This is a genomic window from Natrialba aegyptia DSM 13077 (assembly GCF_000337535.1).
GTDB lineage: Archaea > Halobacteriota > Halobacteria > Halobacteriales > Natrialbaceae > Natrialba > Natrialba aegyptia.
Window position 1 is genome coordinate 132648 of sequence record NZ_AOIP01000032.1, and the last position, 19469, is coordinate 152116.

General features: G+C 63.8%; 14 protein-coding genes and 1 pseudogene. 8 read left to right on the forward strand and 7 right to left on the reverse strand.

Annotated features, from left to right (window positions below):
- Positions 1-158: 158 nt before the first annotated feature.
- Positions 159-1280 (forward strand): pyridoxal phosphate-dependent aminotransferase, encoded by a 1122-nt coding sequence (locus C480_RS14700; protein ID WP_006666407.1) that lies wholly within the window; start codon positions 159-161, stop codon positions 1278-1280.
- Between the two features lie 27 nt (positions 1281-1307).
- Here the strand turns inward: C480_RS14700 and C480_RS14705 are convergent, their stop codons facing one another.
- A complete protein-coding gene (locus C480_RS14705) occupies positions 1308-2315 on the reverse strand; it encodes a TIGR04024 family LLM class F420-dependent oxidoreductase (protein WP_006666408.1) in 1008 nt (335 codons plus the stop codon).
- 235 nt (positions 2316-2550) lie between these two features.
- Here C480_RS14705 and C480_RS14710 point away from each other — a divergent pair, with 235 nt between their 5' ends.
- Together C480_RS14710 and C480_RS14715 are read left to right on the forward strand one after the other, a co-directional pair.
- On the forward strand, positions 2551-3951 hold the full coding sequence (locus C480_RS14710) for an FAD-binding oxidoreductase (protein ID WP_006666409.1): 1401 nt from the start codon (positions 2551-2553) through the stop codon (positions 3949-3951).
- A gap of 329 nt (positions 3952-4280) precedes the next feature.
- Positions 4281-5201, forward strand: coding sequence for a hypothetical protein (locus C480_RS14715; RefSeq protein WP_241433834.1), 921 nt, complete (start codon positions 4281-4283; stop codon positions 5199-5201).
- Between the two features lie 85 nt (positions 5202-5286).
- Here C480_RS14715 and C480_RS14720 read toward each other — a convergent pair.
- From C480_RS14720 to C480_RS14730, 3 genes and pseudogenes are all read right to left on the reverse strand, one after another.
- Positions 5287-6053: pseudogene (locus C480_RS14720) on the reverse strand (SDR family NAD(P)-dependent oxidoreductase).
- A gap of 228 nt (positions 6054-6281) precedes the next feature.
- Complete coding sequence (locus tag C480_RS14725) at positions 6282-7256, reverse strand: DUF7551 domain-containing protein (RefSeq protein ID WP_006666412.1); 975 nt, start codon at positions 7254-7256, stop codon at positions 6282-6284.
- Positions 7257-7373: 117 nt separating this feature from the next.
- Positions 7374-8501: an ABC transporter substrate-binding protein gene (locus tag C480_RS14730; protein ID WP_394296352.1), complete on the reverse strand. Its 1128-nt coding sequence runs from the start codon at positions 8499-8501 to the stop codon at positions 7374-7376.
- Positions 8502-9056: 555 nt separating this feature from the next.
- On the opposite strand from C480_RS14730, the gene C480_RS14735 reads away from it, so the two are divergent.
- Positions 9057-10472 carry a glycoside hydrolase family 32 protein gene (locus tag C480_RS14735; protein WP_152424060.1) on the forward strand — a complete coding sequence of 472 codons (1416 nt, stop codon included), beginning with the start codon at positions 9057-9059 and terminating at the stop codon, positions 10470-10472.
- A gap of 187 nt (positions 10473-10659) precedes the next feature.
- Positions 10660-10815, forward strand: coding sequence for a hypothetical protein (locus C480_RS23520; protein ID WP_161607012.1), 156 nt, complete (start codon positions 10660-10662; stop codon positions 10813-10815).
- Between the two features lie 123 nt (positions 10816-10938).
- Here the strand turns inward: C480_RS23520 and C480_RS14740 are convergent, their stop codons facing one another.
- Positions 10939-12636, reverse strand: coding sequence for a thiamine pyrophosphate-binding protein (locus C480_RS14740; protein ID WP_006666415.1), 1698 nt, complete (start codon positions 12634-12636; stop codon positions 10939-10941).
- Between the two features lie 162 nt (positions 12637-12798).
- On the opposite strand from C480_RS14740, the gene C480_RS14745 reads away from it, so the two are divergent.
- Entirely contained in the window at positions 12799-13659 is an 861-nt protein-coding gene (locus tag C480_RS14745; RefSeq protein ID WP_006666416.1) for a UbiA family prenyltransferase, read from the forward strand.
- A 19-nt stretch (positions 13660-13678) separates the two neighbouring features.
- Here the strand turns inward: C480_RS14745 and C480_RS14750 are convergent, their stop codons facing one another.
- Positions 13679-14860: a redox-regulated ATPase YchF gene (locus C480_RS14750; protein ID WP_006666417.1), complete on the reverse strand. Its 1182-nt coding sequence runs from the start codon at positions 14858-14860 to the stop codon at positions 13679-13681.
- A gap of 203 nt (positions 14861-15063) precedes the next feature.
- Between C480_RS14750 and C480_RS14755 the strand changes: the two genes are divergently transcribed.
- A complete protein-coding gene (locus C480_RS14755) occupies positions 15064-15474 on the forward strand; it encodes a DUF2267 domain-containing protein (RefSeq protein ID WP_006666418.1) in 411 nt (136 codons plus the stop codon).
- 177 nt (positions 15475-15651) lie between these two features.
- A complete protein-coding gene (locus tag C480_RS14760; RefSeq protein WP_006666419.1) occupies positions 15652-16146 on the forward strand; it encodes a hypothetical protein in 495 nt (164 codons plus the stop codon).
- 430 nt (positions 16147-16576) lie between these two features.
- Here the strand turns inward: C480_RS14760 and C480_RS14765 are convergent, their stop codons facing one another.
- The gene (locus tag C480_RS14765) at positions 16577-18862 is read right to left on the reverse strand and encodes a catalase (protein ID WP_006666420.1); all 2286 of its coding nucleotides are present in this window, start codon (positions 18860-18862) and stop codon (positions 16577-16579) included.
- Positions 18863-19469: the final 607 nt, after the last annotated feature.

Consider the following 19469-nt stretch of genomic DNA (forward strand, 5'->3'; position numbering starts at 1 on the left):
TGGCCTAATCCGGGCGTACAGGCGTCAAGTCAACTGAATAACTCGTTTCGGAGGGTGAACGCGTATTCGAGCGTCGGGCTGTGTTCCCTGTCACGAGTTCACCGGTGGCAACGGCCGACACATCAAGAGTTATCGGGATTGCTCGCGCCCATTCAGTTATGACGGAGTTTGCAACGCGGGTCGAGAACGTGTCTATCAGTGGCATTCGGGAAGTGTTCGAGGCTGCAGGCGATGAGGCGATCAACCTGGGAATCGGACAGCCGGACTTTCCGACGCCCGCGCACGCTCGCCGGGCGGCAGTCGAGGCGATCGAGTCGGGGCAAACGGACGCTTATACGTCGAACAAGGGGATACCACAGCTCCGCGAGGCGATCGCGGCGAAGTACGACCGCGATTACGGCATCGAGGTCGACCCCGGGAACACGATCGCCACGTCGGGCGGCAGCGAGGCGTTGCATCTCGCACTCGAGGCCCACGTCGATCCGAATCAGGAAGTTATCTTCCCCGATCCCGGCTTCGTCTCCTACGACGCGCTGACGCGGATCGCCGGCGGAACGCCGAAGCCGGTGTCGCTGCGGGACGATCTCACGCTCGATCCGGCGGCCGTCGAGGACGCCATCACCGAGGAGACGGCGGTCTTTATCGTCAACAGCCCGGCCAACCCGACGGGGGCCGTCCAGAGCGAGGCGGACATGCGCGAGTTCGCGCGCATCGCGGACGAACACGACGTGCTCTGCATTTCCGACGAGGTCTACGAGCACATCGTCTTCGAGGGAGAACACCACTCGCCGCTGAAATTCGCCGAGACGGACAACGTGGTCGTCGTCAGCGCCTGCTCGAAGACCTACTCGATGACCGGCTGGCGGCTGGGTTGGCTCGTCGGCTCCGGAGACCGGATCGATCGGATGCTGCGCGTCCACCAGTACGCCCAGGCGTGTGCCTCCGCGCCGGCGCAGTTCGCGGCCGAGGCGGCGCTGACGGGGCCGCAGGAGCCGGTCGCGGAGATGGTTGGAGCCTTCGAAGAGCGCCGCGATGTCGTCGTCGACGGCCTCGAAGACGCCGGACTTGAGGTGCCGACGCCGTCGGGAGCGTTCTACGCCATGCCGAAGGTGCCCGAGGGCTGGTGCGACGAGGTGCTCGACCGCGGTGTGGTTGCGGTTCCGGGCGAGGCCTTCGGCTCGAACGGCGAGGGCTACGCGCGACTCTCGTATGCGACCGGGATGGAAGAACTGAAAGCGGCGCTCGAGATCATCGATAGCGCGACGGCTGCGGTTCGCTGAGGCCGCTCGAGAACGCAAGGTTCCTTCCTAGACGAGTTCAGCGACGGCTTCCATCGTCGCGTTCTTATCCGCATCGGACATGCCGGTAGCGAAGCCGATGCGAACCGCGTCGACGCCGTCGATCGCGGCGTACTCTTGAATCCATTCGCGGACCTCCGCGGGGGTGCCGGCTGGCGCGAGTTCGTCGAGCACGTGGTCGGGGAGGGCCGCAGCCATCGCGTCGGTGTCGCGGTTTTCCCAGGCGGTCCGAATGTCGTCGACGACGTCCGCGTAGCCCTGGTCGGCGACCGAGTCGCCGTAGTACGGCCCGTAAGCGCCGAGCATGAACGCGGTCGTGCTGCGGGCGAGTTCGCGCGCCCGGTCGCGGTCCTCCGATGCGACGGCGCGGACGATCGGTGCGACGCGCAGGTCCGCGAGGGTCTTTCCGCCGAGTTCACCACCGCGTTCGAGATCGGAGAGCCGATCCCGGAGTCCGTCCGGGGTGAACAACTGCGGCGTCCAGCCGTCGCCGAAGCGCCCGGCCAGCTCGGTGGCTTTTGGGCCGAGGGTGGCGAGGTCGATCGGTGGCGGGGTTTCGGGGATCTCGTTTTCGTAGTCCAGCCCCGAGATATCGAAGATCTCGCCCTCGTAGGCGGGCGTGCCGTTCTCGTAGACCGCGCGGATGATTTCGATCGTCTCGCGCGTGCGCCGAAGCGGGCGGTCGAAGGTCGCGCCGTGCCAGCGCTCGGTGATCGCGGGTGAACTCGGGCCGAGGCCGAGCCGGAAGCGGCCGTCTGTGGCATCCTGTAGCGTGAGCGCCGTCTGGGCGAGCAGGGCGGGCGAGCGACCGTAGGGGGAGACCACGTCGTTCGAGATGCCGAGTTCGTCGGTGCGGTCCGCGGCGAGGGTCAGTGGCGGGACGACGTTCCAGCCGGTCGTCTCGCCGGTCGAGATACGGTCGAACCCGAGGCGTTCGGCCTGGACGGCGCGCTCGGCGACGCCTTGCGGGCGGTCGTAGTCGCCGAGTCGGACGAGGAGGTCGAGGTCGGCGTTCACGGGTCGTTCCTCCGGATCGATCGCTGCGGGGTCGAATCGTCGCGTGGTATGTGTACGTGCATCACCAACTACCGCGTAACGTACTCACATAAAATTCAGCGTTCCCGACGGGTCGCGGAGATCGGAGCTGTCGGTGCGGAGTCGGTCGTCTGGCCGTTACGTTCGCCCGCCGTCCGCAAGTATCGCCGCTGATGGGGGGAGAAACGTTGATACGCTGTGTCGAGAATGACAGCATATGACACACGATTGTTCGTTTCTCGAGGAACTCGAACTCGGCGACGGGCAGCTTTCGTTTGCGTCGGGACGGCGGGAAACCCACGCTGCGGACTGGGGCGCACAGCAACTCGACGAGGGCGTGATGCCGGATGCGGTCGTCTGGCCCGAGTCGACGGACGACGTCGCCGCCGTCCTGGCTGGCGCGACCGAGCGCGGCGTTCCGGTAACCCCCTACGCCGCGGGGACGGGCCTGGAGGGCAACGCCGTCCCGGCCCACGGCGGGATCAGTCTCGATCTGACGCGGATGGACGACGTGATCGACTACCGGCCCGACGACTTCCAGATCGACGTCGGCCCGGGAATCATCGGCACCGAAGTCGACGAGTTCGTCGCGAGCGACGGCCTCTACTTCCCGCCGCTGCCCTCCTCTGGCGACATCTCGACGATCGGCGGCATGATCGCGACCGACGCGAGCGGCATGCAGACCGTCAAGTACGGCGAGGTCGCCGACTGGGTGCTGGCCCTCGAGGCCGTCCTCGCGGACGGCACCGTGATCCGGACCGGCTCGCGCGCGAGCAAGACCTCGAGCGGCTACAACCTGACCGACCTGCTCGTCGGCAGCGAGGGCACGCTCGCCGTCGTCACTGAAGCCACACTCGAACTCGCCGGGCGACCCCAGCAGAGCCGCGGCGGGCGCGCCATCTTCGAGACGCTCGACGACGCGGCGGCGGCGATCGCCGATACCATCCGGACGGACGTCGACGTGGCGCGGATCGAACTCGTCGACGAGTTGAGTGCCCACATGGCAAACGAGTTCCTCGGCTCCGACCTCCCCGACGCGCCGATGGTCTTCCTCGAGTTCCACGCGAACCACGGTGTCGAGACGGAGATCGACCTCTGTCGGACCATCTTCGAGGACCACGACGTGGCCCGCTTCGAGATGAGTGCCGACGACGCCGAGATGGAGTCGCTGTGGGAGACCCGCCGGGAACTGGCCTACGCCGAAGCGAGCTACGACCCCGATCTCACGCCGATCCACCCCGGCGACGTGACCGTCCCGATTAGCTCCTATCCCGAACTCGTTCGCGAAGCGAAGCGGATCGCCGCCGAGACGGACCTCCTCATCCCCTGCTTCGGTCACGCCGGCGACGGCAACCTCCACTACACCGTCCTCGTCGACATCGACGATCCCAACTTCGTCGAACGCGGGGAACGAGCCTACCGTGAACTCGTGGAGTTGGCCCTCGAGATGGGCGGGACGGCGACGGGCGAACACGGCATCGGCCAGGGAAAACAGGCGTATCTCGAACCTGAGCACGGCGCTGGCGCGGTCGACGCCATGAAACGGGTCAAGCGGGCGCTCGATCCGACGGGAACGCTCAATCCGGGGAAGATCTTTCCCGAGGACGACGCGGAGTGAGGGCGGTTGAACTTGCAAGTCAGCGTGTCATAGAATAGCCCGCATGGATATCTGCGTATTCAGAGTCAGCGATTTCAAGATCGTTATCTCTGTTCTCATGGCAGTCATGCGCTCCACGTCGAACCACCATCGATACTGACGATATATCAGTATCCGTAATGAATTGGAATCTTTCTCGCTGATTCTATAGCTCGTGCACCGGGTGCACGTACTTCTAAACGCGTTACGGTTTGAAACAGTAATCAGATCGACCAAAGCGTGGGGCGTATTCTATGATACGCTCTCTACAGAAAACACATATAATAGCGCGGCGACTGGCGAAGCGACGGATGACACGGTCACTTCGGCGAAGACGCGTGCTCGCCGGCGGCGCTGCTATCCTCTCAACCGCGCTGGCCGGCTGCGGGGGACACGGTCCACACCTGAAGATGCGGGCGGTCTCCGACTCGGTGCTCCTCTCCGACGCGGACGATTCTATCCCCGACAAGCCGACGACCGACACGAACGTAGCTATCGTCGAAACTATCGAAAACGGGACACACAGGGTGAGCTACCCGTCCAGATACCCGCCGATGCGGCCCGCGCAACCGATCGCCGCTTCGAACGTCGAGTCGCCGATCGAGTACAGGGGCGCGTACTACACACTCGCGCTGACGAGGAGGGTCCCCCGGACGCTGCTCGTCGCGGAGTTCAGGATCGGAGCCGCGGAGACGCCCGCCGAGGACGATCCGAACTCGATCGCGTACGGCGATCTGCCGGAGATAGACCGGCGGAAATTCGCCGCCGCGCTGCCGCCGAACTCCGACGGCGAGCGGATCGACGTGTACTACGACAAACGGGACGTCGACCGGTCGGAACTGGTGCCCGAACCCGACCACGAAGCGATCGTCCGGGACGACAACCGGTACTCGATCGAACCGGAGAGCGCCGAGGAGAAACAGGGATACAACTACCACTACGAGGCCGAGCGCGTCGCGTCGACGGACGAGGAGTTCCTGTCTTGGCTCCGCTCGGAGTACCGGGTCGACCTGACCGACCTCTCCGGCGACGAGCGGGAGATCGTCTCCGAAGCGATCGGGGAAAGCAGATACTCGGGGAGCGAAGACGACGAGGCGTTCAATTCGCTCGCCGAACGGTTTCTCTCTCACCCCGCGATCGATCGGGGCGACGAGGACAGCGGAACGTGGTTCGTTCGGTACGACGGCACCGAGTACCTGGCCGAACTGCGATCACCGACACAGTACGAGTGAGCGGATCGCGGCCGGTCAGATCCGGACCGTTTATTGACCCCGTTTAATAGTTTCTGAAAGGTAGAAGTGGGTGAATCCGATAAGATTACTGGCTGAGATACCCGCCATCGACGCCGAGCGCTTCCCCGGTGACGAACGAGGCATCGTCGTCGCACAACCAGACGACGGCGTTTGCGATCTCTTCGGACGTGCCGAGTCGGTTCATCGCGTGGCGGCTCTCGATCTGCTCTCGTGCCTCCGAGCCGCTCGACATTCCGCCTTCCGCGAGTAGCGGGGTATCGATGAACCCGGGACAGACGGCGTTAATGCGGACGCCGGTCTCGCCGTTCTCGAGGGCGGCCGATTTCGTCAGGCCGAGAACACCGTGCTTCGCGGCGGAATACCCGGAGGACGTCGCGAACCCGACCTTTCCGAGGACCGACGAGTTGTTCACGATGACGCCGCCTTCCTCCTGTTCTTGCATCCGGCCGAGTTCGGATCGCATGCAGTTGAACACGCCGACGAGATTCACGTCGATGACGGCCTGCCACTCGTCGGGATCGTACTGATCGACCGTCGTCTGCGCCCCGCCGATGCCGGCGTTGTTGAACGCGTAGTCGAGTCGGCCGAACTCGTCGACGGCGGTTTCGACCATCGAATCCGTCGCGTCCGGATCCGTGACGTCGGCTTCGACGAAGGTGGCGTCTCCACCGTCGTCCTCGATCTGCGCGACGGTCTCTTCGCCCCCCCCTCGGTATCGACGTCGGCGATGACAACGCTCGCACCGCGATCGGCGAACTCGAGCGCGGCCGCGCGTCCGATACCCGATCCGGCTCCCGTGACGAGCGCAACCGCATCACTGAACGAAACCATACGTGTGAGTTCGGACACGAGCGAGAAAGTACTACGGCTACCGGCAGGCTAGTACGCCCTGTAGAGGGAGTACAGCCCGTCATTCAGCAAGATAGTATCCAGTTCGTGACCGTCTCGAATCGCGAGTTCAGATTCGCGGGATGCGGCCGACGCGGGCCGGCACCTCTCGCCGGAGTTGGTCGCAACAGCGAGAAAGTGAAGAAAAAAGAGCGACGGAGAGCCGATCGCTCATCGGCCGGTGGCCCGAACGCAGGCGAGCCCGTGCCCGTGGGACCGTTCCTCCGCCCCCGTCCGGATCGTTAGCCGCCAGGCCGCCGGCGCGGACGACGATTCGGCTGCGGAAAGTCGTTCCACGTCCGTGATCGTGAGCGACCGCGTCGCGAGCCGTCCGAAGAGTTCGACGATGATCGGGAGGGTGACGATTCGCTCGGGATGATCGCCGTCCGCGCCGTCGCCGCCGAGCGCGTAGCCGTCTATCCGGACCGTCCACGAGCGGGATTCCGACTCGGCGTCGACCGACCGCTGCTCGACGCGGTAGGACTCGAGCATATCGACGGCTTGGAACTCCGCGAGCACCGCGTCGAGCGGTTCCGCTTCGACCGCGTCCGCCTGCGCGTCGATCGGGAGGTTGGCGGCGGCCGTCGAGAGCAACGAGAGTTGTTCATCGGGATCGAGTCGCTTCTCGAGTTCGGTTGCGGTGCTCGTGAGCAACTGGAGACAGAGCTCGTCAGGATGCTCGATCGTTTCGGCGATGTCGAGGTACGTGTCCATGATCGCGTTTTCGAGGCCGTCGTGGGGCGACTCCGCGATCGATTCGAAGACGACGCCGGCGACCGTGTGACAGACGTCGATTACCGACTGCGTGTCGCCGGATGCTGGTGGCGAGTTCGGCGCTTCGGCGGGCTGGTCCGGGTCAGCAGTCGCGGCGGGGGAGGCAGTGGCGGCTCGGGACGGCGTCTCGGGGTCGCACTCACAAACGATCACGTCGTAGTACGGCACCTGGGGATCGTACCGTCGTAACACAGTGCGGTACTGTTCTGTCGCCTGCGCCGCCGCTCGGGCGGCCGATCGGCTCTCGAAGTAGAGGTCCGCTGCGGGGACTGGCCGGTGGTGCGTTCGTCCGCAAATGAGGTAGTACCGTCCGGATTCGGAGGCGAGCGAGGCGATATGGCTCCGGATTTCGTGAAGCGTTGTCCCGATCATGCGTCGGATTCACCCCCGCCAAGCCGCGGCAAGCGAGACGCTCTTGCTGCAAACGCGTCGATCGAACCCGGCGCGACGACCGCGAAACTCGCTCTACCGGTCGTTTTCGCGATCATCTCAGAACTCACCGGTGACGATATCGGCGACCGCCTGTCGATCGAACAACTGTTCGTCACCGAACTCGTCGGGGTACAGGCCCTGCGCGGCCATCTCCAGTTGGAAGAGGTAGATAATCGGTCCCTGGTAGAACTCTCCGCCGTAGATGATCCGGTCGTTTTCGACCGCACGGAGGTTGCTCGCGGTGCTGTGCTCGCGCATCGGCTCGACGATGTCCCGTTCGAACGAATCCGCCGTAACGCCCGATTCCTTCCAGATGACGATAACGTCCGGATCGATCTCCAGGAGCATTTCGTAGTCGATCGTCCCGCCGGTTTCGTTGAACCCGCCGATACCGCTGCGTGCGATGGCGTCGCGAGCCCCGAGATCGTCCCACTGTTTGGCTTGCGTTCCCCCGTCGATCGTGTATCCGTAGAACGCCTCCGGTGCGGTGGATTCCGGGGCGAGGATCGCGATTTCGGGCGTCTCGTCGGGGAGTCTGGACTGAACGTCCGAAAGGACCGCATCGTGAAGTTGCGCAAACGCATCGAACCGGTCTCGTTCCTGGAACACCGCCGCGACGCGTTCGAACGCCTCGTACATCGAATAGTACGTGTAATCGTGCCAGTCGTAGCTCCGGGAGTAGATCGTGTTGCCGACGAACGGTGCGACGGTATTTTCGATCTCCGCAACGTCGTCCTCGCTCCACTGGACCTGGTTGATCATGAAGTTCGGATCGATGAGGTGGACGTCCGCACCGAGTTCGTAGAACAGTTCTTTGTCGGTTTTGCCCTGCCAGAGTTCGACGAGGTCGCCTGTCTCGACCGAAACCCCCGGTAGTTCGTCGTAGTAGCGCGTTCCGAATCGGTCAGTCAATCCGATCGCCAACAGCCCATCACTCTGACCCAGCGCGACACCCATATCGGCGTAATCCCCGGTGTAGGAAACCCACGTCTCCGGGACGGAATTGAACTCGACCGTTCCGGCCGGTTCCACCGTCACCGAATACGATCCGCCACTCGATTCGTCCGGTTCGCCCTCTTCGGAGTCGACACAACCCGCCAGCAATCCGCCGCTCATCGCTGTGCCGCCGTATGCGATATACTCCCTACGCGTCAGTCCCGTCCGACCCGTTTCGCTGCGTGGCATACTATTTAGGCTAGCCTAAAATATAATAACTACTTCGCTATTAGGCTGGCCTAAATAAATCGCGTCGATCGGTATCCCCACAGCGGAGGCGGGATTTCGTCGCACGACTCCCGATGCCCACCGACCGATACGCATCCTGTCGCGGCGTCTACGACACGCGGTTGCTTGCGAGACGAAATTGCCGGCGAGTTGGAGTCGCTACCGCACAACGGGGCTGCAACCGGCGAGTTCGTCTTCGGCCGTCACCGCCACTCGTGTGAACCGGCGGTTACGCCGACATCGATGCCGACAGCGTCGTCACAGAGAAGGACACGGCGGGCGACGTATTCGGATCGTGTGAATTGAGTCGTGATTCTAGAAGAAATAAACATGAACGATCTCTTTTAGTTATTACGTATACTCAGCGCCGCTATGGTTCGAAAGACCAATCCGCGGAGGGAGGGAGACACACCCGGCGAACCGCCGAATCGGAACCGTCGAACGGTACTGCAGACGGTGGGAACGGGGTTCGTTGCAGCAACAACGCTTCCTTCCGCGAAGGCCGATGTATCGACGATGGATACAAACGCCGAATCGAACTCATGGCGGCCCGAGTACCATTTTGCACCGTCCACCGGCTGGATGAACGACCCGAACGGCCTGATCTACCACGACGGGGTGTATCACCTGTTTTACCAGGCGGGCGAACGCCGCCGCCGGTGGGATCACGCGACGAGTTCGGATCTCGTCACCTGGACCGAACGCGGGACGAAGATTCCGGACACCGACTCGATCCAGGCGTTCTCCGGCGGAGCCGTCGTCGACTCGCGGAATACTGCCGGATTCGGGACCGACGCGCTCGTCGCTCTGTACACCGGACACCACGATGACGGAACCGAGGATCAACGGCTCGCCTACAGCACCGACGGCGGCGAAACGCTCCGAAAGTACGAGAACAATCCGGTGATCGAGAGCGACACCGGCGAGTTCCGGGATCCGAACCCGTTCTGGTACGAGCCGGATGAGAGCTGGCGACTGGTCGTCAGCCGCGTCGAAGCGACAGACGATCGGCCGGCAGGAATCGAGATCTACCGCTCGCCGAACCTACTCGACTGGACCTACGAAAGCACGTACGTGGACGAAGCCGGTGCCGGCTGGGAGTGTCCGAGCCTCTTCGAACGGCCGGTGGAAGGGGCCGACGAGACAAAATGGGTCCTTCCCGTCTCACCCATCGAACACCGGTCCGTCGAGTACCACATCGGTCACTTCGACGGAACGGCGTTCGTCGGCGAGGAGGTACACAGCGCGGACCACGGGTACGATTTCTACGCGACCCAACAGTGGGGGAACGAACCGGCCGATCGCGACCTGCTACTCACGTGGATGAACAATTGGGAGTACGCGATGGAGGGGCCGGACCCTGGCTGGCGGGGGGCGATGACGGTTCCGCGGACGCTCTCCCTCGAAGCGGACGACAACGGCCTCGCGGTGATCCAACGGCCCGCAGCAGAACTCGCCTGCGCCCGACGGGAACCCGTCGCCGAACTACACTCGGAACCGATTACACCGGGGAGGGACCCGTTGGACGGTACTGAACTCGCGGGCCGGACGCTCGAGATCGAGACGACCATCACTCCCCAGAGTGCGTCCACAGTCGGACTCGCGGTTCGAACCGGGCCGGAGCAAGAAAGCGTGATTAGCTACGATCCAACCGACGGGACGCTCCGATTCGATCGGTCGAACGCGGGCGAGTTCTTCGGATCGAACGACGAGGACAGGACGGTAACGTCGGTCGACCTCCCAGCCACCGACGCACTCGACCTCCGCGTGCTTATCGATCGGTGTTCGGTGGAAATCTTCGCCGCCAACGGTCGTCGAACGATGACGAATCTCGTCTACCCGGACCGGGAAAGCACCGGCGTCTCCCTCTTCGCCGAAGACGGTGTCGCTCGGCTCGAAGAACTCGTTGCCTACACCCTCTCGGCGGGGTAGCGGGCTCGCGAATGGCTGCGTTGAGCGCACGGAACCACCCTCGTCTCGATCTCGGACCCGATCACCGCTCGCGTTCCGTTCGAACGTCGATGCGCGGCCGATCGACTGAACTCGCCGCCTCCGAACGAATAGTTGCCCGTGAAACACTTATGCACTCTCGTGTGGTCGGAGTCACGCGGTGATAGCCATGAGCAGCAGCAACCTACCCGATCCGGAGAACGTACAGGTCGATGAGCTACAGACCCTGATCGAGAATTTACCGGAGGAGAAACGACAGCAATTGCTCTCCCAACTCGACCTCGGAAACGTCGGGGATGTCGGCGGCGGCGATCTCGGACTGTAGATCATCCGGTCACCGAGCTGAGTCCGAAAAATCGACCCAGCACCCGACCGCCACTCAATCTTACCCTACCCTCCACCCCCAACACCCGCTCCTAATTATCCGGACGGAAGCCGCTCGGCCCCTTCAGTCGTGCACTAACACGTCGAGCACGTCCGTCCCCTCGCGTTCGACCGCCGCCGCGACGGCGTCTTCGATCTCCGCCGGCCGCTCGACGAGTTCAGCCCGCGCCCCGTGACTCTCGGCGTTTTGGACGATGTCGACCGGCGGTTCGAAGTCCATGCCGACGAACTCGTGGTCCGCTTCGTCACCGCCGAGCAAGTCGAGCGTGTTGTCCTTGAGGATGCGGTAGTTGCGGTTGTCAGGGATGACTACGGTGAGGTCGAGGTCGTACCTGGCGGCGCTGTAGATCGAGTGGGGGTAGTACAGGTACGAGCCGTCGCCGATGAAGCCGATCACGTTCCGGGGGTCCTCCCGTTGGCTTTCGGCGACGGCAGCGCCGACCGAGGCGGGCAGGCCGTAGCCGAGGCCGCCACCCTTGTTCGAGACGTACTGTTCCGGCGCGAAGTCCCAGCGCGCGAGCATGGCGTACTTCGAGGTGACGCCCTCGTCGACGATGGAGGCGTCCCCGGCCCCGGCCGCGCGTTCCATCGCGTCGACGAGTTCGGCTTTCGACGCGCGGGGATCGTCTTCTGCGTCGCCCGTTCCCATTTCGGCCATCTTGGCGTCGACCATCTCCGTGACTGCACTGACGGCCTCCAGTCGCTCGTCGACGGCGGCCGCTGAGAGTTTCGGTCGGACGCGTTCGATGAGGTCCTGCATGACGAGTCCCGGATCGCCGATGACGGCGGCGTCGGCGTGCTGGTTCTTGCCGAGTTCCCAGGCGTCGTCGCCGACGTGGATGCAGGTCGTCTCGGGATCGACCAGCGCCTCCTCGTGGCGCGTCAGCGTCGTGTTCGTCGAACAGCCGACGAACGCGATGGTGTCCGTATCGAGCAGCATCGAGGCGAGGCCCTCGTCCGGCGGAACGTAGGACACCCACTGGTCGTGATCGGTCGGGAAGTCCACCTCGCTGGCGAGGATTTCGCCGTGGACGCGCGCCCCGGTCGACTCCGCGAGTTCGACCGCCGCGGCGACGGCATCAGCGCCGGAGCGCGCGACGTGGTCCCCGACGACGAGCACCGGGTTCTCGGCCTCGGCCAGCAGGTCGGCGGCGCGTTCGAGCTGGGCCGGATCGCCGCTGCCCGCGTTCGGAATCGGGCCGAGGCGCTCGGGCTCGGCGTCGAGTTCGGCGAGCATCACGTCGAGCGGGAGGCCGAGGAAGACGGGTCCCGTCGGCGGCGTCATCGCGACGCGGGCGGCCCGCCGGAGCATCGTCGGCAGCGCCGTCACGTCGAGCACCTCGTCGGACCACTTGCAGAACTGGTCTGCCATCTCGGCTACGTCGCCCGAAAGGATCGGCTCCTCGTGGCGGAAGTCCGTACTGTGGTTGCCCGCGGTGACGACCAGCGGAGCGCCGGTGACCGACGCGGCGTAGAGGTTGCCGAGGCCGTGGGCCAGCCCGGGCGCGATGTGGAGGTTCGCCACGCCCAGCGGCGTGATCGAGTCGTCGTGGTGGGCGTGATAGCGCCGCGTCTGGGCGTAGCCCGACGCCATCCCGACCGCGATGTCCTCGTGCAGTCCCAGCACGTACTCGAGGTCGCTGCGACCGATCGCGTCCATCACCGGCAGTTCCGTCGTCCCCGGGTTGCCGAAGACGAACTCGACGCCGTAGGATTCGAGAGCGTCGACGAAGAAATCGGCACCAGTATACGCATCCGTCATACTCGTGCGTGGCACGGGACAGCACATCAAACTGTGTGTTCCGGGCGCTGCGACTGTCTCGGTCTGCCAGTGAGAGCCGTCCATCCGGTCAAAAGAAGCCGCCGGTCCAAGCCGATGTGACGCCGGCCGTGGTATTATAGGCCCGTTCGTGGTCCATCGCGTATGGCCCTCGCGAGACGCGGCACCGGGCTCGAGGCGACCGCACGAGCGTTCCTGTCGCAGGTCCATCCCGTGTTCATGTTGCCCCCGCTCGCCGCGTCGCTATTCGGTGCCCTCCTCGCCGGCACCGTCGATCCCACACGCGCAGTCGTCCACATCGTCGCGATGTTCGCCGCGGTCTACACCGCCCACGTCAAGGACGGCTACGTCGACTTTCACATCCGCGGCGAGGACGACGACCACCCGCTGACCGAGCGCGGCTGCCGACTCGCGCTCGCCCTCTCGACGGCCCTGTTCGCCGGCTGTTGCCTCCTCCTGTACGCACTCGTCGGCTGGCTCCCCCTCGCGCTGACGCTCCCGACGTGGGTCATCGCCTACCACCACGCCCCGCAACTGGATATGAACCCCGTGACGGCGACGACCGGCTACCCCCTCGGCATCGCCCTCTCGCTTCTCGGCGGGTTCGCGACGCAGACCGCCGCGATCGCGGCCGTCCCGCTCGGCTTCGCACTCGTCTTCCTCGTCCTCCTCTCCGGCATCAAGGTCATCGACGACGCCCAGGACTACGACTACGACCGATCGATTCAGAAACGCACCGTCGCCGTCCTCGTCGGCCCTGCCCGCGCGTACACCCTCGCCTACGGCCTCATGACGACGGCCCTACTCGTCGTCGTCGCCCTCGCACTCGTCCAGGTCTTTCCGCCGACGGCAGTGCTCGCCGCACTCGCCTTCGCCGCAGTCGCACTCGTCGCTCGGCGAGCCACGCCTGAACTCGCGACGATGTTACTCATTCGGGGCTCGTACGTCTTTCTCGCCGTGCTGGTCGCTGCGGTCTGGTTCGAGCCGCTCACCGGCGTTCTGTGATGGCACCCGCCTGCCGTGCCTACGATGCTGTCGAGACGATTTTGATCACGTCTCCTTCCTCGAGTTCATACTCCTCGCCGACGTCGCGGCCGGATTTGGCGTCGACGGCGTGGAGGTAGCCGTCGCCGATGTCGGAGTGGACGGCGTAGGCGAGGTCGACGGGGGTCGAGCCGTCGGGGAGGAGGAAGGCGTCGGGGAGGATGTTACCGCTGCCGTCGGACCATTTCGAGGCGTCCTCGACCGGGTAGGCGGTGAGGTGATCGAGCAGGTCGTAGACGGCGAAGTTCAGGGCGGCCTGCACGCCGGTGCCGTCCCAGTCGGCCATCGTCTCCGCCAGACCCTCGAGGGCCTCCCGTTGGGCGTCGCTTCCGTCGTCGCCGATTTCGATCGTTTCGTCGCCGGGATCGTACTCGACGAGGCCGTTGTCCGCGGCCCGGCGCAGCGCGAGTTCACCTTCTGCCGTTGTCGGAATCACGGGTTTGTCGAGGTCGAGCAGTTTTTCGACGTTCTCCGCGGGGGCGACGTCGATTTTGTTCGCGGCGACGACGATCGGTTTGGTTCGCTGGCGGATGTCGCGGGCGAGGGCCTCGCGGTGGTCGTCCTCCCACTGGATTGGGTCCTCGGGGTAGTCCAGTTCCCGCAGGACGGTCGCGATTTGTTTCGGCGACGCGCCAAAGCCCGAAAGCATGTCCGCCAGCGCGTCGTCGATGTCGAAGTCGGGCGAGCGGGATTTACGCTCGACGGACTCCCAGTTTCGGTCGACGATGTCCGCGAGCCAGAGGTCCATCTCCTCCTCGACGAAGTCGATGTCCTCCAGGGGATCGTGCTCGCCGATATCGACGGGTTCGCCCTTCTCGTTGGTCCCGCCGGAGGCGTCGACGACGTTGATGATCACGTCCGCGTTCGTGAGTTCGTCGAGGAACTGGTTGCCGAGCCCTTTGCCCTCGTGGGCACCCGGCACGAGCCCGGCCACGTCGAGCAGTTCGATCGGGACGTAGCGCTTGCCGTCTTCGCAGTTGTCGGCGTTACAGCGCTCGTCGCGCTCGAGACAGGGGCAATCGGTGCGAGCGTAGCTCACTCCGCGATTGGCGTCGATAGTTGTGAACGGGTAGTTGGCGACATCCACCTCTGCCATCGTCGCCGCCGTGTAGAACGTGGACTTGCCGGCGTTTGGCTTCCCGGCAAGCGCGATCGAAAGCATAGTCTGGCGTAGCCCCGTCCGCTCAAATTGTCTTTCGGTTCCTGTACGGATGCGGACGGGTACATTCGCTGTGAGGCGGTGCAGCGTCGAGAGTCGGCGGGGGCGCTACCGGTCGACGACCGGTCGGGACGAGTTCGGCGCTGGGAGACCTGCCTTCAGGTGAAGGGGGCAGTCTCACCAAACGCGTCGGAGAAGGAGTGATCATGCAGTACGATACCTTCATCGGTGCGGTCCAGAACCGAGCACAACTCGATTCACGAGAGGCGGCACTGGGCATCTCCCGGGCGACGCTGACGACGCTTTCCGAGCGCGTTCAGCCGGGAGAAGCCGAGAACCTCGCCGCCCAGTTACCCGAAGAACTCGGACGCTTCCTCGAGGAAGTCGACGAGGTCGAACGCTTCGACTTCGACGAGTTCGTTTCGCGCGTCGACGGCCGATCGGATGTCGGCGACGACGATCCGGCGGCGGCCGCGTTTCACGCGCAAGTCGTTATCGACGTCGTCGCGGAGGCGGTAACGGCGGGTGCGCTCGACGACATCCGGGACCAGTTACCGACCGACGAGGGCTACGACGATCTCTTCGAACTCGCCGATCAAGAGGACGGTCCGGCGTAGGGAACCGGTAGTGACCGGCTGGTTTTTCTTCAGTTTCGATTCGCCGACTCGTTCGCAGCGGTCGAGCCCTTAATACGGCAACCTGTACAGCCGGAACGTCTTGGGCCGGTATCGCAACGAGTGTAGTGGTGGGATGATTGGACGGTCGACCGATCGGCGAGTGGCCGCGTCTCGGGGATGGAGGTGGCACTCGACCAGCCGATGAGTGGGATTGGGATCGGACTGGACGTAGTATTTGCTGGGGTCGCACTCGTGGTGACGGTTGTGCTGGGGCTCGTCGCACACGAGTGGACGCACGCACTCGTCCTGTGGGGTAGCCGGATCGAGTTCACGATCTCGTATCTCCCGGGACGAACGGATGGAATCACGGGTGTTCTCGCGAGTTGTCCGTGGGCAGTTGTCCGCCCGCGACCGAACGGAACGGAGCCGCCCTGGGTCTTGCGGGTTGCAGCACTCGCCCCGCTGGCGCTTGCGCTCCCGATCTTCGTGTTCGGTTTCGGCGTTGCACCTGCTCCCGTTGCGCTCGTCGACTCTCCCGTCGGGACGGCAATCGCAATCGGCTGGCTTGCGTGTGCGATACCGAGTCCACAGGATTTCTCGGCCGCGTTCTACGCACATCGGGTTCTCGAGACGAAGGCGTCCACGGCGGAGTCAGTGTCCCGCGCGAAGTGACGGTCGCCGGGTTCGCTGTGGCTCCGTCTCGCTGTCTCTTTGTGACTTTGTGAGGACGATCGAGCGGGTAAAAAGTATGTCTGGTGTGTAGGACGGCGGGCACACAGCCACGAATGCCCGCCGCATCGATTGAGCAGAGTGTTCCACCGGCACTCGCAGTATTCGGTAGCCAATGCGTCGCGGGGTCGGCTTCAACGCCGACAATTGGAGTAACGGTCTGTACACTAATTAATCTAATTGTTGCGTCTAATATCCTGCTTTACCGGATATAAGCGGACAATTGTACGGGATATAATCATATTGTGGGCCAGGTACTGGATATTGGCACCACAGAATCCGATTCAGTGACGATTCGTAGAGAACGATCGGCGTTCGTTGCGAATTCCGCGTCGAATACGGCGCGAATGACCGCTCCCCGAAGCAGGCGTTCCTACGCCGGTACCGTTTCCGGATCCCGATCCCAGTGGCGATGCGCTGCAACTGCATCGACAAACGCCGTGATGAACTCGTCGAGGTCGTCGTTGCGACACGTCACGACACCAGCGTCAGAGACGAGTTCACCGTCGGCCGCGAGTTCGATATCCGGCAGGTCGACCGCCTCGAAGAGTTCCGTTCCGTCGCCAAGGGCGGCGATCGGTTTGTGGTGTTTGAACGCTTCCTCGATGAACTGTTTCGGTTCGCCCTGTTGGGCCAGCGCGTCGACGCTGTCGCTGCCGCCGGGAACGACGATCGCATCGAAGACGACGGAAGTCGCCGTCACGTGATTCTGATCGGCATCGACGGAGTCTCCATCCGTTCCTGACTTCTCTCCGACGACCTTCGAGATGATCTTAGTTCGTGCCCCCGCATCGTCCAGTGCCGACTGAAGCCGTTTGACGTGCTCGTCCTCGAAGCCGTCATCGAGGAGGATCGCAATCTTTCGCGTCTCGATCGACTCCTCCGTCCGGTTTTCCATGCTCAGCGACGGGTCCTCCTCGTCGTGCTCCGAGAGCTCGTCTCCCGGCGATTCGGGCGGTTCGACGCCGATGCCCTTTGCGACTCGGTTTGCGAACTCGTGATCGACGTTATTGAAGAGGTCGTAGACGACGCGCTCGCGGATCTCCATGCGGTCGACCTTGTTGAGCTCGAAGTGAGCGGCCTCGACGATGTGTCGTTTCTCGGGCTCGGTCATGCTGTTCCAGAACAGCCGCGCCTGGTCGAAGTGCTCCTGGAAGCTCTCGCTGCGATTTCGGATCTTCTTCCCGTCGATCCGTTCGGCGTAGTGTTCGTAGCCGCCCTCCTCCTCGGTGGCCTCCTGTGGGTCGTCGCCGTCGATCGAGTTCGGCTTGTAGGTGGCTTTGCCCTCGTTGATCTCCTGGCGCATGAAGCCGGCGCGCTGGTTGTTGTGTCGCTCCGTGATGGGGCGGTTGATCGGGATCTCGTCCCAGTTGGCGCTGTTGAATCGGTTGAGCTGCGTGTCCTGGTAGGAGAACAATCGACCCTGGAGAAGCGGATCGTTCGTAAAGTCGATCCCCGGAACGACGTTGCCCGGGTGGAACGCAACTTGCTCGACTTCGGCGAAGAAGTTGTCCGGCCGTTCGTTCAGCACCATCTTCCCGATCGGCCTGACCGGAACCTCCGTCTCGGGGATGATCTTCGTCGGGTCGAGCAGGTCGAAGTCGAACTGATCCGCGTCGTCCTCCTCGACGATCTGGACGCCGAGTTCCCACTCGGGCTCGTATCCGTCGTCGATGATGTCGTAGAGTCCTTCGCGGTTGAAGTCGGGGTTCTTGCCGGCGATCTTCTGGGTTTCGTCCCAGACGAGCTGGTTCGTCCCGAGCTTCGGCGTCCAGTGGAACTTGACGAACCGCGACTCGCCCTCGTCGTTGACGAATCGGAACGTGTGGACGCCAAAGCCCTGCATCATCCAGTAGGCGCGGGGCAACGCCCGCCCGGAGAGCAGCCACATGAGCATGTGCGTGATCTCCGGTTTGAGCGAGGCGAAGTCCCAGAACGTGTCGTGAGCGGAGGCCGCCTGTGGCACCGCGTCGTCGGGTTCGGGCTTGATGGCGTGCACCAGGTCGGGAAACTCCATCGCATCCTGGATGAAGAACACCGGGATGTTGTTCCCGACGAGGTCCCAGTTCCCGTCCTCGGTGTAGAATTTGGTGGCAAAGCCCCGCACGTCGCGGACCGTATCCGCGGAACCGCGCGAGCCGACGACCGTCGAGAACCGGGTGAACACCGGCGTCTTCTGGCCGGGATCCTGCAGGAAGGACGCCTTCGTAATCTCCGAAATGTCGTCGTACTCGCCCAGATCGGGATCCTCGTAGGGCTGGAAGTAGCCGTGCGCGCCCGTCCCGCGGGCGTGGACGACTCGCTCCGGGATCGACTCGTGGTCGAACTGGGTCATCTTCTCCCGGAAGTGGAAGTCGTCCATGATCGTCGGCCCGCGCTCGCTCGCCTTCAGCGAGTTGTCGGTATCGGTTACCCGTACGCCGTGATCCGTCGTCAGGTACTCTCCCTCCGCATCCTCCCGGACTTCGTCGAGTTGGTCCTGCTTGCTCTCCTCGTCGAGGTCGTCGCCCCGACCGTCGCTCGTCCCGGTCGAATCGTCCGAACCCGAGCCATCCGTCCGGATCGGCGTTGGGCCACTCTGCTCGTCGTCCGGTCGCGTCGCCGTCTCGAACGCGTCCGGATCAGTTGCGTTCTCGTGCGATGAGTCGTCGTCAGTCATGGACAGTACCGCTTCAACGAACGGCTCCCTAATGCCCGTCCAGTCATTTGCTTGCAACGAGCACGTTGCACTCGAGGTGGTGATCAACGGAAACGAGTGCCGGTCGGAGATATCAACAGTCACTCTACCGTCAGAGAGACCGTTGATAACCACACTCCGGACAGCGGAGTTCACCGTCAATGAGGAGCACCCGACTGCGCTCACAGTAGGCACACGGCCCCCCGATCGAGATATCCGCAACCTGTGCCACTGCAACGAGCGTTCGTTGTACCTGCACGAGTTGCTGCTCGGTCTCCGCCAGCCGCTCGGCGATTGTTCTTTCGGGATGCTTCTCACCCTGACGTCGCTCCGAACTCGACTCACCGCTTCCGTCGGTTTCCGGTTCGGTTGGCGATTCGGACTCGGACTTGGATGTAGACTCAGACTCAGACTCAGACTCAGACCCGGACTCAGATGCCCTCACTGACTCCGAGTCGAACGAACGGTGGACTGTCATCACACCTTCTAGGCGTCCACAAGCTAAAACCCGTCTCTCTATCACCCTCACAGTCACTCCCGAAATCGTATCGTTCACCACACGGCAACTGTGGTATGGCAAGGCAACACT